At 58.4% G+C, this 22,991-nt stretch carries 21 protein-coding genes; 8 read left to right on the forward strand and 13 right to left on the reverse strand.

All coding sequences use genetic code 11. From position 1 onward, the window contains the following. Positions 1 to 170 precede the first annotated feature (170 nt). Entirely contained in the window at positions 171 to 1,964 is a 1,794-nt protein-coding gene (locus ACNKH6_RS06675; RefSeq protein ID WP_417914772.1) for a DEAD/DEAH box helicase, read from the forward strand. Positions 1,965 to 2,000: 36 nt separating this feature from the next. On the opposite strand, the gene ACNKH6_RS06680 is transcribed toward ACNKH6_RS06675, so the two are convergent. Next, entirely contained in the window at positions 2,001 to 3,188 is a 1,188-nt protein-coding gene (locus ACNKH6_RS06680) for a glycosyltransferase (RefSeq protein ID WP_417914773.1), read from the reverse strand. Positions 3,189 to 3,376: 188 nt separating this feature from the next. Here ACNKH6_RS06680 and ACNKH6_RS06685 point away from each other — a divergent pair, with 188 nt between their 5' ends. Together ACNKH6_RS06685 and ACNKH6_RS06690 are read left to right on the forward strand one after the other, a co-directional pair. Continuing rightward, positions 3,377 to 5,194: a tetratricopeptide repeat protein gene (locus ACNKH6_RS06685; protein ID WP_417914774.1), complete on the forward strand. Its 1,818-nt coding sequence runs from the start codon at positions 3,377 to 3,379 to the stop codon at positions 5,192 to 5,194. Beyond that, positions 5,191 to 5,994 (forward strand): hypothetical protein, encoded by an 804-nt coding sequence (locus ACNKH6_RS06690; RefSeq protein ID WP_417914775.1) that lies wholly within the window; start codon positions 5,191 to 5,193, stop codon positions 5,992 to 5,994. The genes ACNKH6_RS06685 and ACNKH6_RS06690 overlap by 4 nt, the downstream gene beginning before the upstream one ends. Here the strand turns inward: ACNKH6_RS06690 and ACNKH6_RS06695 are convergent. From ACNKH6_RS06695 to ACNKH6_RS06710, 4 genes are all read right to left on the reverse strand, one after another. Continuing rightward, entirely contained in the window at positions 5,991 to 6,947 is a 957-nt protein-coding gene (locus tag ACNKH6_RS06695) for an AMIN domain-containing protein (protein ID WP_417914776.1), read from the reverse strand. The genes ACNKH6_RS06690 and ACNKH6_RS06695 overlap by 4 nt on opposite strands. 171 nt (positions 6,948 to 7,118) lie before the next feature. After that, complete coding sequence (gene ccsB / locus ACNKH6_RS06700; protein WP_417914777.1) at positions 7,119 to 7,970, reverse strand: c-type cytochrome biogenesis protein CcsB; 852 nt, start codon at positions 7,968 to 7,970, stop codon at positions 7,119 to 7,121. A 5-nt stretch (positions 7,971 to 7,975) separates the two neighbouring features. Further along, complete coding sequence (locus tag ACNKH6_RS06705) at positions 7,976 to 9,394, reverse strand: cytochrome c biogenesis protein ResB (RefSeq protein WP_417914778.1); 1,419 nt, start codon at positions 9,392 to 9,394, stop codon at positions 7,976 to 7,978. Positions 9,395 to 9,529: 135 nt separating this feature from the next. Further along, complete coding sequence (locus ACNKH6_RS06710) at positions 9,530 to 9,829, reverse strand: hypothetical protein (RefSeq protein ID WP_417914779.1); 300 nt, start codon at positions 9,827 to 9,829, stop codon at positions 9,530 to 9,532. A 167-nt stretch (positions 9,830 to 9,996) separates the two neighbouring features. On the opposite strand from ACNKH6_RS06710, the gene ACNKH6_RS06715 reads away from it, so the two are divergent. The 5 genes from ACNKH6_RS06715 to ACNKH6_RS06735 all read left to right on the forward strand — a co-directional run bounded on the left by ACNKH6_RS06715 (position 9,997) and on the right by ACNKH6_RS06735 (position 15,611). Then, complete coding sequence (locus ACNKH6_RS06715; protein ID WP_417914780.1) at positions 9,997 to 11,406, forward strand: mannose-1-phosphate guanylyltransferase/mannose-6-phosphate isomerase; 1,410 nt, start codon at positions 9,997 to 9,999, stop codon at positions 11,404 to 11,406. A 42-nt stretch (positions 11,407 to 11,448) separates the two neighbouring features. Next, positions 11,449 to 12,363, forward strand: coding sequence for a branched-chain amino acid ABC transporter permease (locus ACNKH6_RS06720; RefSeq protein ID WP_417914781.1), 915 nt, complete (start codon positions 11,449 to 11,451; stop codon positions 12,361 to 12,363). A 206-nt stretch (positions 12,364 to 12,569) separates the two neighbouring features. Further along, positions 12,570 to 13,364, forward strand: a complete 795-nt coding sequence (locus ACNKH6_RS06725) for a hypothetical protein (protein WP_417914782.1) — start codon at positions 12,570 to 12,572, stop codon at positions 13,362 to 13,364. A gap of 7 nt (positions 13,365 to 13,371) precedes the next feature. After that, entirely contained in the window at positions 13,372 to 14,619 is a 1,248-nt protein-coding gene (locus tag ACNKH6_RS06730; protein ID WP_417914783.1) for a branched-chain amino acid ABC transporter permease, read from the forward strand. After that, positions 14,616 to 15,611 (forward strand): NAD-dependent epimerase/dehydratase family protein, encoded by a 996-nt coding sequence (locus tag ACNKH6_RS06735; protein ID WP_417914784.1) that lies wholly within the window; start codon positions 14,616 to 14,618, stop codon positions 15,609 to 15,611. Before ACNKH6_RS06730 ends, ACNKH6_RS06735 begins: the two co-directional genes overlap by 4 nt. On the opposite strand, the gene ACNKH6_RS06740 is transcribed toward ACNKH6_RS06735, so the two are convergent. The 8 genes from ACNKH6_RS06740 to ACNKH6_RS06775 form a co-directional block, all read right to left on the reverse strand. Beyond that, on the reverse strand, positions 15,608 to 16,780 hold the full coding sequence (locus tag ACNKH6_RS06740; protein ID WP_417914785.1) for a sensor histidine kinase: 1,173 nt from the start codon (positions 16,778 to 16,780) through the stop codon (positions 15,608 to 15,610). The two genes, ACNKH6_RS06735 and ACNKH6_RS06740, sit on opposite strands and share 4 nt — an antisense overlap. Before the next feature lie 90 nt (positions 16,781 to 16,870). After that, a complete protein-coding gene (locus ACNKH6_RS06745) occupies positions 16,871 to 17,299 on the reverse strand; it encodes a F0F1 ATP synthase subunit epsilon (RefSeq protein WP_417914786.1) in 429 nt (142 codons plus the stop codon). A 22-nt stretch (positions 17,300 to 17,321) separates the two neighbouring features. Next, positions 17,322 to 18,734 carry a F0F1 ATP synthase subunit beta gene (atpD, locus tag ACNKH6_RS06750; RefSeq protein WP_417914787.1) on the reverse strand — a complete coding sequence of 471 codons (1,413 nt, stop codon included), beginning with the start codon at positions 18,732 to 18,734 and terminating at the stop codon, positions 17,322 to 17,324. A gap of 39 nt (positions 18,735 to 18,773) precedes the next feature. After that, positions 18,774 to 19,637, reverse strand: coding sequence for an ATP synthase F1 subunit gamma (atpG, locus tag ACNKH6_RS06755; RefSeq protein WP_417914788.1), 864 nt, complete (start codon positions 19,635 to 19,637; stop codon positions 18,774 to 18,776). A 16-nt stretch (positions 19,638 to 19,653) separates the two neighbouring features. After that, entirely contained in the window at positions 19,654 to 21,177 is a 1,524-nt protein-coding gene (gene atpA / locus ACNKH6_RS06760; RefSeq protein ID WP_417914808.1) for a F0F1 ATP synthase subunit alpha, read from the reverse strand. 5 nt (positions 21,178 to 21,182) lie between these two features. Next, complete coding sequence (atpH, locus tag ACNKH6_RS06765; RefSeq protein WP_417914789.1) at positions 21,183 to 21,731, reverse strand: ATP synthase F1 subunit delta; 549 nt, start codon at positions 21,729 to 21,731, stop codon at positions 21,183 to 21,185. After that, the gene (locus tag ACNKH6_RS06770) at positions 21,728 to 22,423 is read right to left on the reverse strand and encodes an ATP synthase F0 subunit B (RefSeq protein ID WP_417914790.1); all 696 of its coding nucleotides are present in this window, start codon (positions 22,421 to 22,423) and stop codon (positions 21,728 to 21,730) included. Before ACNKH6_RS06770 ends, atpH begins: the two co-directional genes overlap by 4 nt. Next, positions 22,420 to 22,851, reverse strand: coding sequence for an ATP synthase F0 subunit B (locus ACNKH6_RS06775; protein WP_417914791.1), 432 nt, complete (start codon positions 22,849 to 22,851; stop codon positions 22,420 to 22,422). Before ACNKH6_RS06775 ends, ACNKH6_RS06770 begins: the two co-directional genes overlap by 4 nt. Between the last annotated feature and the right edge of the window lie 140 nt (positions 22,852 to 22,991).

Consider the following 22,991-nt stretch of genomic DNA (forward strand, 5'->3'; position numbering starts at 1 on the left):
CAGTTTGTTTTCTGACGCGGCACAGTGTATCTTAGTAGATTTTCATCTATAGTCCACCCTGTCATCCTTTCCGCCCCAACCCGCAACACCCACGCACAGCAAAGAGCAGTCCTTTTGGAAGGATTGCGTATTTTTCCAACGGCATTCAGTTATTTACAGGAACACCCTTTATGAGCAGCACATTCGCAGAGCTTGGCCTCAGCAGCGATATCCTCAGCGCGCTTTCTGAACTTGGCTTCACCGAGCCTACTCCGATCCAAGAGCAGGCCATTCCGCTTATTTTGAAAAATCATGCTGACATAGTCAGCCTGGCGCAGACCGGCACCGGCAAGACTGCCGCCTTCGGCCTGCCGCTGATCCAGCTCACCGATCCGGCAAGTCGGCGGACGCAAGGGCTGGTGCTTTGCCCGACCAGAGAATTATGCATGCAGGTCTCACGGGACTTGGAATCTTTTGCCCGCCACATCAACGGGATCAACATCGTCGCCATCTACGGCGGGGCGAGCATTGAGCAGCAGAGCCGCGAGCTGCGGCGCGGAGCGCATATCATTATCGCCACGCCCGGACGGCTGCGCGACATGATCCGCCGCAATCTGGCCGACATCGCCGCTGTGCGCTTTGTGGTGCTGGATGAGGCCGACGAGATGCTGAACATGGGCTTCCAAGAGGAGCTGAACGGCATTCTGGCCGAGACCCCAAAGGAGAAGAACACTCTGCTCTTCTCGGCCACCATGTCCAGAGAAGTGGCCGACATCGCCAGCAAATACATGAGCAATCCGGTCGAGGTCACGGTCGGGACACGCAATGCCGGTTCGGAGACAATAAGTCACGAATACTACCTGATCCATCCCAGAGACCGCTTCGCCTCCCTGAAGCGGGTTTTGGACAGTTGCCCGGATATTTACGCCATCATCTTCTGCCGCACCCGCATGGACACGCAGGAAATCGCGGACAAGCTGATTCAGGACGGCTACAAGGCTGACGCGCTGCACGGCGATTTGACCCAGAGCCAGCGCGATCTGGTGATGAAGAAATTCCACAACCGCAGCTTGCAGCTTTTGGTGGCCACGGATGTCGCCGCGCGCGGGCTGGATGTCAGCGATCTGACCCACGTCATCAACTACAGCCTGCCGGACGACACCGCCAACTACACCCATCGCAGCGGCCGCACCGGGCGGGCTGGGCGGACCGGCATTTCCGTGGTGCTGGCGGATTCCCGCGAGCTGTACAAAATCCGGCAGTTAGAGATCAGGCTGAAGCGCAAGTTCGAGCAGCGGCAGATCCCCAACGGCGCGGAAATCTGCCAGAAACAGTTAGTCAGCCTGATCGGGCGCCTCAGCGGCACGGCAGTGGAGGAGGAGCAGGTCGGACCGCTCTACGCCGCAGTCGCCGGACAGCTGGAGCATCTCAGCCGCGAGGATTTGGTTAAAAAAATCATCGCCCTGCAATTTGGCAGATTCATGGAATATTATCGCAACGCGCCGGATCTCAATCCCAGACCTGCGGAGCGGCGGCCAAGCCTGCGCGGCGACGGCCCCGGCAAAACCTTCGGCGGGCGTGAGACGAGAAAACCGCCATTTGCGCGCAGTGCGGAGGGCGGCAGAGAGGAGCGGCCAAGACGGCCTTTTCTGGCGGACGATGAGCGCGGCGAGAGCCGGGAATTCGCCCAGTTCCACCTGAATGTGGGCCGCCGCAACGGCATTCTGCCGGAAAACCTGATCAGCATGATCAACGGCGTGCCGGGCTGCGGGCGGATCAAAGTCGGCAAGATCGAAATCCAGCGCAACACCGCCATGCTGGAGGGTGAGAGCCGCTACATCAGCCAGATCGTCAGCGCCTTTGAGCAGGCTGATGTCAACGGCAAGCCGGTGACGGTCAAAGTCATCCACGAAAAGCCGCTGTTCCGGGGCGGCAGGCCGGACAACGGCAGGAAGTTCCGCCGGGAGCGCGAGCAGCATCGCTAAACGACAGCCTGCAAGCTGTTCCTGAACGGCATCCGGTCAGCAGGCCGGGTGCCGTTTTGTTTTTTGCAACTTTCTCCACGGTGAAACCGGCACCATGTGCCGTTTCAGCTCGTCCAAAGGATAAAGCCAGTCAATTCCTCCTCGAAGCAGCACCGACAACACGCCCTGCCAAACGATGAACAGCTTCAGGTAAGGAGTGAGCAGGAACCAGCGCAGGCAGGCAGGATTTACGCCAAGCGAACGAGCGGTTGAGCGCATGGCCAGAGCTGAGGCGGCCAGTGATAGTCCGCAGAACAGGCGCGTCCAGCCGCTCGTCAGCAGCAGGCCCCAGAACGGCAGGGTCTGGCAGAGCAGCAGCAGGCTGACAGCGGCCAATGCGCTCAGGCGGTAATCCAGCACCGCAAAGACATTTTTCCGCAGCCCGCGCCGCATCTCGCTGACCGAACCATACCACGGCACGCTGACAAAATTGCGGCCATTCAGACACTCCTGCCGCCCGCCGCTTTCTTTGACTAAGCGGCCCAGCAGGATGTCGTCCACCGGGCAAAGGCGAATGAGCCGATGGCCGCCAAAGCGAAAATAGGCCGAGCGGCGGACGAGATTGAATCCACCCGCCCCGAAGAAATAGCGCGAACCCGGCTCCAGTGTCCGCCACGGCTTGAAGATGGTCAGCAGTCCGGCAAGGCTGTCTGTCACCAGCATGGACAGCAACAGGCTGGGCAGGACAACTTGGAAGATCAGGCAGAGATGATCGAGCCGCTTGGCCTGCATTCGGGCGGCGGCGCGGCGCAGGGTGTCCGGGGATAGCCGCACGTCAGCGTCCGTGAAAAGAAGGAATTCGCCCTGCGCCTGCGCCGCGCCGAGCTGAAGGGCATGATTTTTGCCTAACCAACCCGGCGGCAGCTCGTGGATGCGGACAAGCCGTAGCCGTGGGTGCCGCGCCGCCATGCGCTCCAATATGGCCGGAGTCATGTCTGTCGAGCGGTCATCTATGACGATGATCTCAAGCCGGGGATAGTTCAAAGCCAGCACTGAGGTCAGCGCGGTTTCGATATGCTGCTCTTCATTGAGTGCCGGAATGATGACGGAAATGGACGGCAGCTCCGCATCGTCCAGCGGCGGGACGCTGTCTAAGAGCGGAATGCGCCGCTCGGCCAGCAGGGTCTCAAAGAGAAAAAACAGCGAAACAGCAAAGAATACAACGGCGGCAAGAAGAAAATTCATGGTGGCTGGGCAGGAATGAGTTGCGTGTGCTGTCACAGTGTACCCGTTTTTTGGGCAAAAAAGAAGGCAGGCCGGGCGGGCGATTTTTCCGGAAGCTTCTGCTCGGCCATCTTTTCTTGTGCAACTGCGGCATCCATGTTATATCATGCGGGAAAGATCACGAATTCCTTCAACGCCACAGCCTTGCCATGCGCCTTCTTTCCTTCAGCCTGCCCAGTTTGCTGCTGGCCGCTCTGCTCTGCGGCTGCGCTGCTCAAAAAAAGCCGTCTGCGGCAAACTTGCCGGTTGTCGCCACACAGTCTAAGCCTGCTGAGGCCGCCGCAGTTCCCAAGCCGCCGCATCTGCACACAGCATCGCAAGCTGCGCCAGTCGTTGCGGATGAAAACGATATGAGTTGCAGCTATTTTTATTTTCTCTGGGGCCGTCATGCCGAACTGGAGATGAAATATGAAGCTGCGCTGGAAGCCTATGAAAAAGCCTTGGTCTGCGATCCAGAGGCCGAGTTTGTCATCAGCAAACTGCCCCAGCTCCTGCTGCGCATGGGCCGCAGCGAGGAAGCGGCTGGCCGGCTGAAGGAGCATTTGGAAAAACACCCGGACGATGTGGAGTCACGGATGCTGCTGGCGAAAATTTTCATCCGCGACGGGAAGCTGGACGAAGCCGCCGAGCAGTGCCGCAAAGCGCATGATCTCAATCCAAAAGATGCCGCGCCGCTTCTGCTCCTCAGTGAGCTGCAATTGGCGGCCAATAAAAAAGACTTGGCCAAAACCGCCTTGGAGGACGCGTTGGAGGCGGACAGCGGCTCGGCATCCGCTCATCTTCTGCTGGCCCGCCTGCTGGCGGAGGAAGGCAAATTCGCCAAGGCACTGGAGCATTACCGACAGGTGTTGGCAATCAGCCCGTCGGAAGCGGTGAAAATGGAGCTGGCTGACGTGTTGGTGCGGCAGAAAAAATACAGCCAAGCAGCCAAGGCGTACAAGGAGCTGCTTGCCCAGAACGAACTGAATGATGAGGCACGGATCGGCCTGATTCATGTCTATCTCCTTCAGAACAAGGAAAAAAAAGCAGCGACTGAACTGCGGCGGCTGAAAGAGCTGGCCGACAGCCCAGAGCAGGCGGACTTGACTGTGGCCAAGCTCTACATCCGCTGGGAAGAGCCGGGCAAGGCTGCCAAGCTGCTCCAGGAGCTGCTGGCCAAGGAAAAAAATTCTGAGGCCAGCTACCTGCTTGGCGCATTGTATTTTCAAGAGAAAAAATACGAGGAAGCTCTGAAGACGCTGGCCCAGCTCAGTCAAGACGACGAGGAATACGCAGATGGACTGGTGCTGCAAGTGCGGACGCTGCGCGAGCTGAAACGGCAGGAGGAGGCAATACGGCTTTTGGAAGCCGCCCTTGCGCAGGAGCCATTGGCCCCGGAGCTGTGGACCCTGCTGGCAGGGCTTCAGCAGGAGGCTGGTCAGGAGGAAGCTTGTTTGAAAACCTTTGAGCGCGCCCTGAAAGCGCATCCAGACAATGACGTGCTGCTGTATGAGCAGGCCCTTGCGCTTGATCAGGCTGGAAAGAAAAAGCAGGCCCTTGCGGCGATGCGGAAATTGCTCAAAAAAAATCCTGATCACGCCGGTGCGCTCAATTATGTCGGCTATAGCTGGGCGGAGAGCAAGGTCAATTTGAACAAGGCTTTTCTCTATCTCAGCCGGGCGAAAGAACTGAAGCCGCAGGACGGCAGCGTCCGTGACAGCCTTGGCTGGCTCTATTACCGCTTGGGCAATTTTGAGGAGGCCCGTAAAACTTTGGAAGAGGCGGCCAAGCTGGCACCGGAAGAACCAGCGATTTTTGACCATCTGGCAGAAACGCACCGGGCTGCCGGGCGGAATGAGGAGGCAGTCAAGGCATGGCGCAAGGCCTTGGAGCTGCTTGATCAGCAAGAAAAGACGAAACGTCGGGCCGCGCCTGACCGCAAACAGCTTGAAGAAAAAATTGACCGGCTGGAAAAGGAGAAAAAATGAACATGCAACGTGCTTGGCTGCTTGCTGGAGCCGCGCTGCTGCTGGGTGGCTGCGCTCTCAGGCTGCCGCAGACAGAACGGCTCAATAAAACCGAGCTGAAAAAAGCGGAGGAGCAGCTGACCGCCTTCCTCAGTCAGTCCTGCGTTGATGCCGTGGACAGCGACGTGAAGCTGACTTGGCGGGCTTATGCCCAGCAGGAGACCTATCCGGCAGCGATGCAGGCCGCTGCTCCGGCCTCGCTCCGGCTGGCGTTGAATGATCCGCTTGGCAGGCCGCTGCTGCTGCTGGGATCAGACGGCAGCACCTTCACCTTGGCCGACAACCGCAAAGCTGTCGGCTACACCGGCAGCACTGAGCTGAAGTTCGTCCGCCGCTTTCTGCCCGCCTTTATTCCAGCGGACGACCTGTTCTTCTGGTTGAGCGGACGGGTGCGCCCGGAACGGCTGCGGGCCGCCGCTGCCCGCAGCGACGCGCAGGGAGCAATCTGGTGGCACGGCGGCTCTTCGGACGGCAAAACCGTGCATATTTTTGCGTTGGACAGCAAAAACCGCCTCAGCCGTCATTTAATCGCTGACAAGAAAAACGACGAAATTTTGTTTGAGGCCCGCTACAGCGGCTACAAGAAAACACCGAAAGACTGCGCCTGGCCGGGCAAAATTGAGTTGTCCGGCAAGGCCTTGGAGGCGGAATATTCGATTGAGTTCAAGGAACTGTTCGGCTTTGGCCCGCTTGACCAGCAGCAGTTTCAAATCACCCTGCCGCCGCATTTTACGGTCAAGCAGATGACCAATCAGGATTAGTTGAGCCGTTTAGCCGGATTGCCGAGCGTGTTGATGATCAGGACAAAGAGATTGTCGTTTTTGAAAAAAACCTGCTGGAGGTCGTAGCTGTTGTTCGGGGCAAGATCAAGCACGGCGCGAATTTTCCGGCCTGTGTCGTCGCGCTCAATGCGGATGCCCCGAACATACTTGCCGTCCGCGCTCACGCTTTCCGGCAGCCGCTCGCCAGCTCCAGTATCCTGAAAATCGCAGACCACTCGCGGTTTTTTCTCTTCCAGCCCGAACACCACCGGCGGATGGAACTTGTTCAGCCGGAACATGACCATCTCGCCCCGGTTGGAGTTCTTTTCAAACAGCACTGACGACAGCACCGTGCCGCCCGACGGCGGAGCAGGCACCTTGACCACCGCAGGCTTGACGGGTGGCGGCTCCGGTGTTTTTTCCGCTACAGGCGGCGGCTGCCGAACAGGCGGCGGAGTGGCTGTTTGAGTTTTTTCTGGCGACCAAATCATGCCTGCTGCGGCTGAGGAGGATGCTGCCGCAGATGCTCGGTTGATTTGCGGCGACGGAGCAGCGGCATCATAAACGACCACTGTCACTGTATTGCTGACTGGATCAGGCTGCTGCGCAGTTTTCACCTGCCTGCCCGGCACCAAATCCAGCACCACCCGCGCCTTGCTGTCGTGGATGCCGACCCGGATGCGCTCAATCAGCTTGCCGCCCGCTTCTGTGCTGTTTTTGACCCGTTTGGAAACCGTTGCGCCATTGAAATCAAAGACCAAGCGCGGACTGCCGTTCTTCATCGGAAAGGCGTTGAGCTGCGCCGGGCCGGTCAGGCGGAAGACCACGCGCTCCTCATTCGGCGAGACTGCCTCAAAACGGATGGCCTCCAAGGACAGGCTGGCGAATGCTGGCAGGGCGCGAACACAAAGCATCAGCAGCGCAAGGGCTGCCGCAGAGAACATTTTACTCATTGATCATCGGTGACTTCAATCATGCGGCGGGAAGAAAATAACGTTGATATCTTCTGAATATACTCTGCGAGGGGTCTGTGTCAACTGATTTCGGCTCGTGGCCGGAAGCGGCCACGCAGGGAAGGAACCGTGCCGGTTGAAGCTGCGGGCGGCCCGCAGCCTGTGGTCAGCTCAGTTGGAGCCGTAGCTGTGCAGCCCTGACAGGAAAAAATTGACCCCGAAATAGGTGACAACAACGGAAATAAAGCCAAGCACTGCCAGCCAAGCTATGCGGGCGCCGCTCCAGCCGCGTGTGAAGCGGGCGTGCAGGGTGAAGGCGTAAACGAACCACGTGATGATGGACCACGTTTCTTTGGGGTCCCAGCTCCAGTACGTGCCCCACGCCTCGTTCGCCCAAACCGCGCCGGTGATGATGCCTGCGCTCAACCACATGAAGCCAAAAATAATAGTTTTATGAATCAGATCGTCGAGCACGCGCAGCTCAGGCAGGCTGCCGGTCAGGCCGTCAGCAGAGAACTTGCGGTTTTGCGCGAACTGCTTGATCAAATAAATTTTTCCCAGCCCGGCGGCCACCGCAAAGGCTCCGTAGCCGATGAAACAGGTGATGACATGGGCAATCAGCCAGTTTGATTGCAGGGCTGGCACCAGCGGGCTGATATCCTTGCTGAATGCGGTGCTCAGTGATGTGTAGGCCAGCGTCAGAAAAGGAATCGGCATGACAAAGGCACCGACCACCGCCTGCTTGAACTTCAGCTCCAGCAGGACGTGAAACAGAGCCGCGCACCACGCAAAAAAGAGCAGCGATTCATACATGTTGGTCAGCGGCGCATGGCCGATGCCCATTTTGTACGACTCCTGCCAGCGCAGGCCCATCCCGGCGGTCTGGAGGAGGATGCCAAGCACGGCCAAAGCAAGGCCGATCTGCCCCGCTTTGCGCTGCCGGAAGACCAGCAGGCCGATGTAAAAAACCGAGGACAGCAGGTAGGCGATGGTCGTGATGCCAAAAAGCTGCGAGCTGTTCATGATGGTCAGTTGGTTTGAACAGAATGGATAGGTTGCGGCCCGCTGCCGAACCCTTCGGTTAAGGCCGCGAACTTTTTCTCAAAACCAAGGCTGTTTTTGTTAGCTTGGCCGATGAACACGACAACAGTGCGGCCATCTTTTTCCTGCACCCAAACCCAGATTTTGCGGTGCGACATGAAAAAAGCGGCGCACAGGCCGAGCAGCATCAGGACGCAGCCGCTGTACACCCACAACACACCAGGATCCTTGGAAACTTGCAGGCCGGTGGCGTAATGGGGGCCGATAGTCAGCTCGTATTTCGTGCCGGGCCGTTCAACAATCATCGGCCTGCCATAGCTCAATCCAAACATCGAAGGCGGCCCCTGCGAGTCCATCAGCCATATCTGCATTTCTGTAGTCGTGCCCTCGCCGCTTGGCGAAGGCACGCGCTGCGCGTCTTGAATGCGCATCATGCCTTGGCCGCCGCGTTCGTCTTTCCAGCTATGCGTCTCGTCCCATTGCTTCGGATTGACCGGAAAAACAAACTTTTTGCCGCTATTCAGCTCAGTCAGATGGATGATCGGACTGCGCAGGTCATTGTAGCTGGACTGGTAGAAGGTGATGCCTTTGTAGATCAGAGGGTTGTTGACCTCAATGGTTTTCGTCAATACCTCTTTGCCATCCTCCAGCACGGTCAGGCTGGAGATGTAATCTTTCGGCATCCCGTTATCATAAAAATGGATGTCGAAAAAATTGCAGCGCACCGCGAAACCAAGCGGAATTTCGCTTTCGTCATCAAAAGCAAAAATACGACTTGTTTCGCGCAGTTCCGGCAGAACCACGCCGCCTTTGAAGGCGAACTGCGGATTTTTGAGGAATTTTTTTGCCACAATCGGCGAGCCGATAACTGCGCCGAGCAAAATGATCAAAATAGAAATATGCACCACATAGACACCGTAGCGGGTCCATGCGCCTTTCTGGGCAAATAAAAGAACGCCGTCCTGCTTGGCGCGGGAGGCGGTTTTCCAACCCTTGCGGGCCAACCATGCAGCGGCCTGCTCCGCCGTTGCGGCTGCCGGGCCGGAAACCTGCGCCCGGCTTTGCAGTTTCAATTTCAGGAGCTGTTCCGGCTCTGTTTCCAAGTTGTCCTTGCGCACCAGCCGGATCACGCCGGGCAGGCGGTCCAAGCTGCATATAGTCAAATTCAGGCTGAATGCGCCGAGCAGAAACATGAACCAGACTGAATTGTACATGGTGTCCAAGTCGAGGGCCTGAATCACCTTCGCCTGCGATTCTCCCCATTTTTCCACGTAGTGCTCGGCAGGCTGGTTCTGCTGGATGATTGTGCCGATGATGGAGGTGGAGGCGATCAAACCTATGAGGAGCAGAGCAAGCTGCACCGAGGCCAGAAAAGCCCAGACCGGATTTTTTGCTTTGGCAGCCATGTGGTCAGACAAGGTCTTGAAAGAATAGTAAAAAAGAAGCTGCCGCTGCAAAGCGGCGCAGGTGCCTGACTTTATTCAAGCATGAGCCGGGAAACGTGTCAATCCTTTTTCCCGACAGGCGGAACTGAGGCGGGGTCAGAACAGTCCGTCCATCGGCATGTCGTCGGGCGAATCTGTGTCCGGCTCATCTGCCGGAAAGATGTCCGGGGTGAACAAGTCCTGCGCGGGCCGGCCATTTTTGGCATATTTCAGCTCTGGCATGACATGTTCGCGGATTTTTTCAAGTTCACGCGGCAATGCGCTGTCGTGGCGGCAGGTGGCGCATTCTTTGACATGATTGTCCACAAACTGCATCATGCGGCCAGGGGCCATAGTCTCCTGTCTGACATGGCAGTGCCATTCCTTGACCAGACGGAGCAGCTGTTTGCATTGCATGGGAAAAGGCTGTGCTCAATGAATTGGATGGATGCGGATCAGCGACGGGAAGGACGCGGTTGTTCTTGTCACGCTATTATAAAAAAAGTTGTTTTTCCGGTCAACAGCTATTATAACCAAGGCTGTCTGGGCGGTTCCGCCTGCCTCCCATCTATCAACAGGATATCATGCGCATTCAGCCCGTCATTCTCGCCGGCGGCACCGGCACCCGGCTTTGGCCCCTGTCCCGTGAACTGTACCCCAAACAACTGCTCTGCCTGACCGGCGGGCAGTCTCTGCTGCAAACCACGCTGATCCGGGTCAGCTTGCTGCCGGACATTCTGCCGCCGCTGATTGTGGTCGGCGAAGAGCACCGCTTTCTCACCAGAGGCCAAGTTGAGGAGCTGAAGCTCTTCCCGGACTGCCGCCTGCTGCTGGAGCCGCTGGGCAAGGACACGGCTCCGGCGGTCTGCGGCGCGGCCTTGCACGCCCGCCGGGAGGCGCAGGAGGATGTTCTGCTGCTCATCCTGCCTGCCGACCACCTTATCGCCAAACCTGATGAGTTTGTCGAAGCTGTCGGCAGGGCGTGCAACGTGGCCGCGCAGGGCAGGCTCGCCACGTTCGGCATAGTCCCAGACCGGCCTGAAACCGGTTACGGCTACATTCGTCAAGGCGAAGGCGAGGCGGTCGAATCCTTTGTGGAAAAGCCTGATCTCGAAACCGCCAAGAAATATCTTGCGGATGGCGGCTATCTCTGGAACAGCGGCATGTTCGTCTTTCCGGCAGATTTGCTGCTCGCCGAGCTGCGGCAGTATGCCCCTGAAATTCTCCGCTGCATGGAAACTGCCGTGGAGCTGGGCCGCCGCGACAAGGTGTTTTTCCGTTTTGATGAAGCGGCGATGCAACAGTCACCCGCCAAATCCATTGACTACGCTTTGATGGAAAAGACCGCCTGCGCCGCTGTGATCAAGGCGGATTTCGGCTGGAGCGACATCGGCTCGTGGAGCGCGCTGCACGAGGTCGCGGCAAAAGATGCGCAGGGCAACGCGGTCAGCGGCGACGTGCTCCTGGAGGACGTGACGAACTGCTTGATCCGGGCTGAACACCGCTTGGTGGCCGCAGTCGGCCTGCGCGACACCTTGGTGGTGGAAACTGCGGATGCCGTGCTGGTCGCGCCGATGCACCGCTCGCAGGACATCAAAAAAATTGTCAGCACGCTGAAGCAGGCGGAGCGGACGGAATTCCGCATCCACCGCACGGCGCACCGGCCTTGGGGCAGCTACACGGCGTTGGAAATTCAAGAACGCTTTCAAATCAAGCGGATTACTGTCGCGCCCGGAGCCAAGCTCTCGTTGCAGATGCACCACCACCGCTATGAGCACTGGATTGTGGTGCGCGGCATTGCCAAGGTGGAAAAGGATGGGGAAAGTTTTCTCCTCCGCGAAAACGAATCCGCCTACATTCCGCTGGGCGTGACGCATCGTTTGGAAAATCCCGGCGTGATTCCGCTGGAGCTGATCGAAATTCAAATCGGCAGCTATCTTGGTGAAGACGACATCGTCCGGTTTGATGACAAATACGGCAGGATGCCTTGCTGATCTGCTGCTCCATCGTTCAACTCAGTCTCCTTAGTGCCTGCAATGGAATACTTCCTCCAGAATCTGATCAACGCCTTCCAGTGGGGCAGCTTTTACGCTGTGATTTCCATCGGCTACTCGATGGTTTACGGCGTGCTGATGCTCTTCAACTTCGCGCACGGCGACATTTTCATGACCGGCACCTACATTGGTTTCGGCGTGGCCACCCTGCTGCTGGCCTTGCTGGGGCCATTTCTGCCGGGCTGGGCGATCTTTCTCCTCACAGTGGCCATCACGATGTTTCTGGCAGCGTGGCTCGGCGTGCTGGTGGAAGTGGTCGGCTACCGGCCCTTGCGTCATGCCCCCCGCGCTTCCGCCGCCATCACCGGCCTGATGATCGGCATCATCCTCGAAACCAGCAACCTGATTCTGCTTGGCACCAAGCGTCTCAGCTTTCCAACTTTGATTGAGCCGCAGACGTGGAACCTTGGCGGCGTGTATGTCACCAATGTCAAAGTGCTGATCATCGCGGTTTCGCTGATTCTCATGCTGGGGCTGCACACCTTCATCCAAAAAAGCAGATGGGGCATGGCGATGCGGGCGATGTCCTATGAATTCCATGCCGTGCCGCTGATGGGCATTCCGGTCAATGTGCTGGCTCCGCTGACCTTCGCCATCGGCGCGGGCTTGGCTTCAACGGCAGGCATCCTCTACGGCCAAGCCTATCCGGTGCTGGATCCGCACATGGGCGTGCTGCTCGGCTGGAAAGCCTTTGTCGCCGCCATCCTTGGCGGGCGCGGTTCAATCATGGGCGCGGCTTTGGCTGGGTATCTGCTCGGTGCGATTGAAATTTTCACGGCGATGGTCTTTCCGTCCACCTTCCGCGACCTGATCGCCTACACAATTATTCTGGTGATCCTCACCTTCCGGCCACGCGGCTTCTTCGGCATGGCGCACAGCACGCAACTCAGGCTATGAATTTTTCAGCGGAGAATTAGTCAGATACGCCGCGAGTAATCACTATCTGCGCTCATATGCTTATTCGTTGGGGCAGCTACCAGAGATTCTGGGGATTATTGCGGCGATATTTTCGGAGTGCGAGGGAATGATACATGAAACTCATTGATTCCATTGCAACGGAAGAGTGTAAGGCTCGTTATTGATTTCATTCGAGGTATATATAGATGACTACTGAAAATATAGGCAACAAACTGAATCGTATCCTTAACGAGACAAAATACACGCTTTTTGACCATGCAGAGCTTGCACAGCTAACCTATGGCGCATTCGACATCGCTGCGCAATCAATGCAGGCATCTGAACAAGAAGAGATTGAAGTCACCTTTCCTGTTGGTTACCTTCCAAACAAGACGGCGATTGAAAGCACTCGGAAGTACAGCAAGGATGAACTATTGAAACGGTACGAATTTCTCGCGTCTCAACAGTTGGCTGTTAACTTTCTTGTGCAAATGGTGACTGTAATGGAGGCTATGTTAGGTGATGTAATACGAGTAGTTGTTATGCGTCACCCCCAAAAGTTAGGGGCGAAGCGAAGCGTCTCTATGCAAACCGTGCTCGATGCTTCTTCAATAGAAGAAATTCACTTTCATGCGGCAGACATCCTCTTGAATGAGCTGCTTTATAAGTCGTCTGTAGATTTTGCTGAATCAGCTAAGGGGATATTTACTGTTAACCTCTTAGAGTGTCCTGCGTTTCATAAATATATTGAAATCAAAGCCTCGCGGGATATTTATATTCACAATCGAGGAAAAGCGAACGACATCTATGTTCGGAAGGCAGGCACCCACGCACGTGTTCAAGCTGGGGATACACTGCCTGTGGATCTTCAATATTTTCTTGAGTCATATGAATCCTGTCTTCAAACGGTAGAATGGCTTGAAAGGGAATTACACCAGCATTGGCACAGTTCTGAGTTTGAGGATAAGCATACGAATAAAAAATTGGCACTGCCCAAATAGGACTCTCATGCACCCACTCCGCAAACTCCTGAACCTCTTCTCCCCCGTGCCCCTTTCTGGCTGGCTGCTTGGTGCCTTTGCAGCGGTGCTGCTGGAATACTTCCTCGGCGATGCGATTTCCTATTATCTCTATCTGCCGAAGATACCGGTGCTCTTTGGCACGCTGATTGTGCTGAAAAGCCCGCAGCTCATTCCCAGCGTGATCGGCTATGACCTGCTGATTTACATTCTGCCAACTTTGCTGGCAGCCCGTCTTTCCGCACCGCTGACGAACCGCCTTGCCGCCGGGGTGGAACGGCTGCCAACTTGGCTGGCCACGCTGCTGCACTTGGCCGCCTTCTACGGCATACTCCACCTTTGGGCGGGCATCAGCGATTACCGCATTCTGGTGGTCAAGCTCACCTTGATTGCGGTCATCCTCACCCTCAGCCTGAACATCATCAACGGCTGGCAGGGCGAGTTTTCCTGTTCGCATCCGGGCTTTATGGCCATCGGGGCTTACGTCTCGTCCTTCCTGACCCTCCGCCTTTTTGCAGGCAGCGCAGCCCTGCTGCCCGCCGCGCTTGGCCCGTGGCTGTTTCCCTTCATTCTCGTAGCAGCCGGATGTGCCGCCGCGCTTGGCTCGCTGATAGTGGCCATTCCTTCCTTCCGCACCCGTGGCGATTATCTTGCGGTGATCTCTCTGGCCTTCATGTTCATCGTCAAGAGCGCGATTGAGAATATGGAGTTCCTGGGCGGGCCGCGTGGTCTGAGCAGTCAGCCAGACTACTCCTCGCTGCCGGTGATCTTTGCCTGGACCAGCCTTTGCATCTGGATCGTCCACAACTTCACCACCTCAATCATGGGCAAGGCCTTGAATGCGGTGCGCGACAATGAGGCCGCAGCCAGTTCGATGAGCGTCAACACCCGCAAGACCAAGATGACCGCCTTTATGTTCGGCGCATTTTGGGCGGGCGTGGCAGGCGGCCTCTTCGCCCATGTGCTCCGCTACATCAACCCTGGCAGCTTCGGCCTTCAGAGTCTGGCGGAAACCTTGGCGATGGTCTATTTCGGCGGCCTGAACTCAATTGTTGGGTCTATACTCGGCGCGGTCAGCATCAGCCTGCTCAGTGAGATGCTCAAGCCGCTGGAGCTGTTCAAGTGGATCATCATTCCCTTGATGCTGATTCTGATCATGATCTTCCGCCCGCATGGCCTGATTGCCTTCACGGAACTGAATGTGCGGCGGCTGATGCGGGCGAGGAAGAAGCCATGAAGGATATCTTAGTCACTGGCGGCGGCGGCTTCATCGGCCTGGCTTTGGTGCGGGAGCTGCGCCGCCAAGGCCGGACAGTGCGCGTTTTTTGCAGAAACCGCTCTGCTGCCGCTGAGGCTGTCGGAGCGGTCTGCGTGCAGGGCGATATCCGTGATGCAGCAGCGGTCAGCCGGGCTGCAGCAGGCTGCGGCACAGTGTTTCATGTTGCGGCCAAAGCAGGCATCTGGGGCAGTTATGACGAGTATCACGGCATCAACGTCCTTGGCACGCGCAACGTGCTGGCCGCCTGCCGCGAACACAAGGTGCCGGTGCTGGTGCAGACTTCCACGCCTTCAGTGGTCTTTGACGGGCGTGATTTGGAAGGAGCGGACGAATCTGCGCCGTATTCGCGCCAGCCGCTCTGCCATTATGCCGCCACCAAGATCATTGCCGAGCAGGAGGTCGTGCAGGCCAATGACGGGCGGCTGCGCACAGCGGCCATCCGCCCGCATTTGGTCTGGGGGCCGGGCGACACCAACCTGATCCCCCGCCTGCTGGCCCGTGGCCGCGAGGGCAGTCTGCGCATCGTCGGTGACGGCCAGAACCGGGTGGACATCGCCTACATTGACAACGTGGTTCAGGCGCACCTGCTGGCGGCAGAGAACTTGCACCGCAGCGGCACAGCGGCGGGCAAGGCCTTCTTCATCGGCCAACAAGAGCCGGTTCAGCTTTGGCCGTGGATTAACGGGCTGTTTGCACGGATGGACGTGCCGCCGGTGACGAAACAAATCAGCTTGAAGAAGGCCAAGGCTGCCGGCTGGCTGCTGGAGCAGGTTTATGCCGCCCTGAAGATTGAGCGCGAGCCGAAGATGACCCGCTTCCTTGCCGAGCAGTTAGCCATGTCGCACTGGTTCAGCAAGCAGCGGGCGACGGATTTGCTCGGCTGCCAAGAGCAGGTCTCCACCGAGGAGGGATTGGATCGGCTTGTTGCTTGGCTGCGGCAGAAGGGTTAAGCGGCCTGCGCTGCCGTTGTTGTCGGCACAGCAAACCGGAAGACGGTGCCGTCCTCTGTGCTGCTGGTGAAGCTGACCGTGCCGCGCAGCAGTTTTTCACCGACTAATTTCATCGAATAGCTGCCAATTCCTCGTCCATCTCCGTCCTTGGTGCTGAAGTAGAGCTGAAAAACCCGCTGGGCCGTCTCTGGAGGAATCTCCTGCGCATTCCAGACGCAAAAGATGAGCCTGCCTTGACCGTGCTCCAGCCATATCTTCACGCCGTCTTCAGAATCGTCTCGCGAGGCTTCCAAGGCATTGGTGATCATATTGCAGAGCACGCGGAGAAGCAGGGAAAGGTCAGTGCGGAGGACAATTGGCGGAGCTTGCGCCGGGAAAACGATTTCTTTCTGATAGGCAGCGGCGTAGATCGAAAAAAAAGAACGCAGCTCGTTCAGCACGTCAGCAACCGGCACATCGCTCCATGTCGGCTCGCAGACAGCAGCCTGATCGTGCAGCAAGCAGCGGTGCACCGCGACCTCTTTGGCCAAGCGCATGGAGGTGCGCCGAACTGTGTCGGTGAGCGGCGATTTGCTTTCCTCGGCCATCAGTTCCGCTGCCCCGGCGAGCAGGCCGAGCATCCCGTTGATGTCGTGAAAAAAGGTGCGCTCCAAGGCCGCCCGCCGCTGCTCTTTGGTGACATCTTGGATAAAGAGGAGGAGAAACCGCCGCCCGTCAAGGGTTATCGGTTTGGCGCGGATCAGCAGGGCTGCGTCCGCTGCCTTGTCGTCGTTGACTGTCGAAAAGGCGCAGAGCTTTTCTGTCGGCTCATTCAGCGACAAGCTGCTCATGATGGCGATGGCCGCGCCGCAGCTTGGGCAAAACTTTGAAGTGCCGCAGCCGCCCGGCTCCTTATGGGCATGAACGCAGCGCAAGGCTTCGCCCGGACGCAGCCCCAGCACCTGAGCTGGATTAGCGATGTTCAGCAGCTGAAGAAATTCATCATTCAAGGCGACAATCTGCCGATGCTCGTCCAAGACGGCCAACAGACCGCCGACAGCGGCGAGCAGGCCAGAAATGACCGGGTTCTTGCCTGCGAACTCAATTTCCGCCGCAAGGGCATCGTTGCTGGCCCGCTCTGGCGGGGCAAAATAGCTGTGAACAGCATCAGGACGCAGAGCCACGTTCATGGTTTCCTCGCTTGAACTCTTGCTCAATAAACAAGGGCCGTCCCTCGCTGCGGGCGGCCCTTCTTCGCTCTCATTTTTCCGGCAAAGTGGTTACTGCTGCCGGTTCAGCTTGCAGCGTTCCGCCGCCGCTATTCTGGCCAGCGAACGCTCCAGAGCCGCTGTCGCCCGGATGCGGCTGACTTTTTCGTCATGGGCCTGCCCCTGCGCCAGCCGTTTTTCAGCCCGCTCCTTGGCCCGCAAGGCGCGGGGCACGTCAATCTCATTGCCAAAGTCGGCGATCTCAACCAAAAAGGTGACGCTGTTCTCCGAGACCTCAGCAAAACCGCCGCTGACCATCAGATATTTCACCTCTTTGTCCTTCTTGTAATGGAGGACACCGGTTTTCACCGTGCTCAAAAACGGCGCATGATTGGCCAGCACACCGAATTCGCCGTTCGTGCCGGGCGCGGTGACGATATCCACATCCTCGCTGACCACCGGGCCGGAAGGTGTCACCACTTCCAGATGAATCTGTGCCATTGCTCGTCACCTCTGTCTGAAATCAGGCCGCCTGAGCTTGCGCCGCCGCTTTTGCAACCGCCTCTTCAATCGTGCCGACCATGTAGAAGGCATCCTCCGGCAGATCATCATGCTTGCCGTCAAGAATCTCCTTGAAGCCGCGCACAGTGTCCTCAACCTTCACATATTTGCCGTCCATGCCGGTGAAGACTTCGGCGACATTGAAGGGCTGAGACAGGAAACGCTGAATCTTGCGGGCGCGACCGACTAAGCGCTGATCGTCATCAGACAATTCTTCCATGCCGAGGATGGCAATGATATCCTTCAGCTCTTTATACTTTTGCAGAGTCACCTGCACCCGGCGGGCGGTCTGGTAATGCTCCTCGCCGACCACGTTGGGATCAAGGATGCGCGAGGTGGAGTCAAGAGGATCAACCGCCGGATAAATGCCCAGCGCGGCGATTTGACGGGAAAGAACAACCGTGCCGTCGAGATGGGCGAAGGTGGTGGCCGGAGCCGGATCAGTCAGGTCGTCGGCAGGCACATAGACGCACTGCACAGCAGTGATCGAACCCTTGGTGGTCGAGGTGATGCGCTCCTGCAAGGTGCCGAGGTCGGTTGCCAAAGTCGGCTGATACCCTACCGCTGAGGGAATGCGGCCCAGCAGAGCGGAAACTTCCGCGCCGGCCTGGGTGAAGCGGAAGATGTTGTCCACGAAGAAGAGCACGTCCTGGCCTTCCTCGTCGCGGAAATACTCGGCGGCAGTGAGACCGGTCAGGGCGACGCGGGCGCGCGCTCCGGGCGGCTCGGTCATCTGGCCATAGACCAGCGCGGCCTTGGAGAGAACACCGGACTCCTTCATCTCCATGTAAAGGTCGTTGCCCTCGCGGGTGCGCTCGCCCACGCCGCAGAAGACGGAGATGCCGCCGTGCTGCATGGCGATATTGTTGACCATCTCCATCATGATGACCGTCTTGCCGCAGCCTGCGCCGCCGAAGAGGCCCATCTTGCCGCCACGCGGGAAGGGCACGAGCAGATCGAGCACTTTGATGCCGGTTTCGAGGACGTTCACCTCGGTGTCCTGCTCGGTGAACTCCGGCGCGGCGCGGTGGATCGGCATGGTCTTGCTCTTGTCAATCACGCCGAGGCCGTCCACGGGCCTTCCCACCACGTTCATGATCCGGCCCAGCGCAGGCGCGCCGACCGGAATGGAAATCGGCTGACCAGAGTCGCGGCAGGCCATGCCCCGCACCAAGCCGTCGGTCTGATCCATGGCGATGCAGCGCACCACGTTGTCGCCCAGATGCTGCGCCACCTCAATGACCAGATTTTCCTCGGTATTGTCAATACCTGGATTGGTCACGAACAGCGCGCTCATGATTGCGGGCAGCTCGGCTGCTTTGAATTCCACGTCAACAACAGGCCCGATCACCTGGATGATTCTTCCTATGCCCATTTCTATGTCTCCCAGAATCTCTCTGAATTCGTCTGTCTCTTAGCCTTTCAGGGCTTCCGCGCCGCCGACAATGTCCATCAGGTCGCCGGTGATGGCCGCCTGCCGGGCCTTGTTGTAGAGCTGCTTCAGCTCCCGGATCATGTCGCCGCAGGCCGTGGTCGCGTTGTCCATCGCCGTCATCCGCGCCGCCTGCTCGCCCGCGCCCACCTCCAGCATGGCGTGGAAAACCTGCACGTTCAGATACAGCGGCAGCAGGTTCTCCAATATCTCGGCGGGCGACGGCTCGAACAAATATTCGGTCGGATTCTTCTCCTCAGCCCCGTTCTCAGCCGGTTTGATCGGCAGCAGGGTTTCCTGCATCGGCACTTGCGCGGAGAGCGACTTGAAGCGGGCATAGACCAGTTCGACCTGATCCGCCGCCTTGCTGAGGAACTGCTCTGCGGACTCCTCAGCGATCTCGCGGGCGTTGAACATCTGGAAGGTGCCCATGATGTCCGTGAAGGAGCGGCGGATTTTGCCGGAGCGTTTGAAGGCCCGCGTCGCCTTGTTGCCCACGGTCACCAGCGTGACCTTTTTGCTTTCGCTTTCGTATTGCGCGATCAGCTTCTGCGCCTTGCTGATGACGTTGGCGTTGAAGCTGCCGCAGAGGCCCCGGTCTGAAGTGATGATGATCAGCTCGACATGACGCACCTCGCGGACAGCCATCAGCGGCTGGCCGCTGCCTGCGCCGCCGGAGAGCTTGCGCATCGCTTCGGCGAATTTGGCCGCATAAGGCCGGAAGGCCTCCATCCGCTGCTGCGCCCCGCGCAGCTTGGCCGAGGCGACCATGTTCATCGCCTTGGTGATCTGCGCGGTTTTGGACACGCCCTCGATCTTGTTTTTGACTTCCTTCAATCCTGGCATGGCTCGTGCCCCGCGCTCAGTTCAGGCCTTTGGCGGCCTTGAAGGTGCTGCCGAAGGTCTTCAGCGCCGCTCTTATTTTCTGATCCAGCTCCGGCGAGATAGCCTGCTTCTCGCGCAGCTCGGCGAAGATGGACGGCTCATGCATCTCGATGTAGCCGTACAGTTCCTGCTCGTACTCAGCCAGCATGTTGACCGGGAATTCATCAAGAAAGCCCTTGGTGCCTGCGAAGATGATCGTGACTTGTTTTTCCATCGGCAGGGGCTGATACTGCGGCTGCTTGAGGATTTCCACCAGCCGCTCGCCGCGTGTCAGCTTGGCTTGGGTGGCTGCATCCAAGTCAGAGCCGAAACCGGCGAAAGCGGCCAGCTCGCGGTATTGGGCCAGATCAAGCCGCAGCGTGCCTGCAACCTGCTTCATCGCCTTGACCTGCGCCGCGCCGCCGACGCGGGAGACAGAAATACCGACGTTGATGGCCGGACGTACACCGGCGAAGAACAAACTTGGCTCCAAGAAAACTTGGCCGTCCGTGATCGAAATAACGTTGGTTGGGATAAAGGCGGACACATCGCCAGCCTGAGTTTCAATGATCGGCAAGGCGGTCATTGAGCCTGCGCCAAGCGCGTCGCTCAACTTGGAAGCCCGCTCCAGCAGACGGGAGTGGTTGAAGAAGATGTCGCCGGGATATGCCTCGCGTCCAGGCGGACGGCGCAGGAGCAGGGACAGCTCGCGGTAGGCCACAGCCTGCTTGGACAGATCATCATAAACAATCAGCGAGTGCTGGCCGTTGTCGCGGAAATACTCGGCCATCGCGCAGCCGGTCATTGCAGAAACATATTGCATCGGCGCGGGATCCGAAGCGCAGGCGGCGACGACAGTTGTATATTCCATTGCCCCGTGCTTGCGCAGGGCCTCAACCACCAGAGCCACTGTAGATTTCTTCTGGCCAGTGGCGACATAGACGCAGTGCACGCCAGAGCCTTTCTGGGCAATGATCGCATCCACGCAGAGCGCGGTCTTGCCGATCTGGCGGTCGCCGATGACTAATTCGCGCTGGCCGCGTCCAACCGGAGTCATCGCGTCAACCGCCTTGTAGCCGGTGTAGCACGGCTCATGCACACTTTTTCGGGCGATAACGCCGGGAGCGACAACCTCCATCTTGCGGGTCAGCTTGGCGTTCAGCGGCCCTTTGCCGTCAATCGGCTGGCCGATGCCATCCACCACCCGGCCTTCCAATTCCGGCCCGACCGGCACTTCGGCAATCTTGCCGGTGCGCTTGACGATGTCGCCTTCCATGATTTTGCGGCAGTCGCCCATGACTGCCACGCCGACGTTGTCCTGCTCAAGGTTGAGGGCCAAGCCCATGATGCCGCCGGGAAACTCCAGCAGCTCCATGGCCTGGCAGTTCTCCACGCCATAGACGCGGGCGATGCCGTCGCCCACGGAGATGACCGTGCCGGTCTCCTTGAGGTCTATGCCGCTCTTGTAGCCTGATATCTGATCTTTAATGATCCGGCTGATTTCCGAGGCTTTGATCTGCATCTGACTCACACTCTCCCCTTGATGGATTCCTTTAATTCCTGAAGCTGCGTGCGGATGCTGCCGTCCAGCACCAGATCACCGACCTTGGCCACCATGCCGCCGATGATTGAGGGATCAACCTGCGCCTCAAGAATAACCTTAGTTCCTGTAATTTTTTCCAGTGTGACCCGGATTTTTCCCAGCAGGGCCTCATCGGCCTCGACAGCGGTCGTGACCCAGCCGTGGCTGATGTTCTCCTCGCGCTCCAGCATGTGCCGCAGCTGGCCCGCGACTTCCGGCAGGGCAGAGACCCGCTTTTTCTCCACCAGCAGGTGGAGGAACGCGCCCAAAAGCGAGTCCGCGCCCGCCGCCTCGGCGATCCCGGCCATGACCTTCAGGCGGACATCCAAGGGGTAGAGGGGATTGGTCAGCGCATCCGCAACTCCCAGCTCAGGATTGCTGAACAGGTCGGCGATGTCGCGCAGGGTCTGCGCGTACACATCCACCGCGCCGTTTTCCTTGCCAAGGGTAAAAATGGCCTTGGCGTAGCGTTTGGCCAAAATGATCTGTCTCATTGCGCCGCCCTTTCCAGATACTGTTCAATGATCGCGACCTGATCCGCCTGGCTCAGGTTTCTGATGAGCAGCTGCTCGGCCATCGCCGCCGCCTGCTCGGCCACCTCATCCTGAAGCTGCTGCGCCGCCGCCGCCGCCGCTGTTGCCACCGCCGCCTCAGCCTGCCGCCGGATGTCCCGCGCCGCCGCTTCAGCTTCAGTGAGAATGCGGTGCCGTTCCTCTTTGGCCAAGTCTATCGCCCGCTGAACAGTCAGCTCAATTTCCGCTTCCATGCCTTCCAGCCGCGCTGAAAATTCCTTGTAAGACCGCTCGGCCTCATCGCGCTTCATTTGCAGCTCGCGCAGCTCTCCTTCAATGGCCTTGCGGCGGCTGCCCAAAGCATCTGTTATCGGCTTGCCGCCGAATTTCACCAGCAGGAACACCAGCGCGGCAAAGTTGAGCGTGCGCCAGAGCAGGTCTTTCAACTTCTCCGGCGTGATCATCGGCGCGGCATGTGCGCCGCCGTGACCTTCGCCATGCGCCGCTTCACCGCTTCCATGAGCGGGTGCTGTCTCATGCCCGGCAGCGGCTTGATGCGTCGCCTGCTCCTGCGCATGTCCTGCGCCGCCATGCTCCTCAGCCAAGACTGCGCCCGCCGCTCCGGCGCAGAGCCAGGCCGCCGCCAGCAGCGGCAGAACTTTCTTCATTTTCATGCCTGCACGCTCCTTCCCAGTATCTTGGCCGCCATGTCCTGAGCCACGCCATTAATATTCGCCAGCAGCTCGCTCCGGGCGACATCGAAGCTGGCACGGATTTCAGCAAGCTGCTGCTCTTTCTCGCTGCCCGCTTCAGCCCGAATCTCGGCCAGCCGCTCCGCCCCGGCCCGTTCGGCATCGCCCCGCGCCGCCTCCAAAGTCTTTTTCGCTTTGACGCTGGCCTCGTGCAGCTTCCGGTCCAGCTCGGCCTGCCGGGTGCGGGCGTGCTGCTCGAACTGCTCGGCCTCGCCGCTCAGGTTGTCCAAGGTTTCATGCCGTTTGTCCATCATGGCGATGACCGGCTTGTACAGAATCCGGTTCAGCACAGCCATTAAAACCAGCATGTTGATGATGTGGAAGAAGACGGTGATGTCAACGGAAATCATAGAACAGCTCCTGGCGCCGCGTTGAAAAAAAGAACAGCCGGAACAAACGGCTGCGTAATTCATTTTTCGGACTGAAACTTACTACCGGAAATGCGGACGGATGTCAAATCTTAAATCTCTTTGCGCCTCGCGGCTTCATA

The organism is Candidatus Electronema sp. JM, assembly GCF_048287415.1.
Lineage (GTDB): Bacteria > Desulfobacterota > Desulfobulbia > Desulfobulbales > Desulfobulbaceae > Electronema.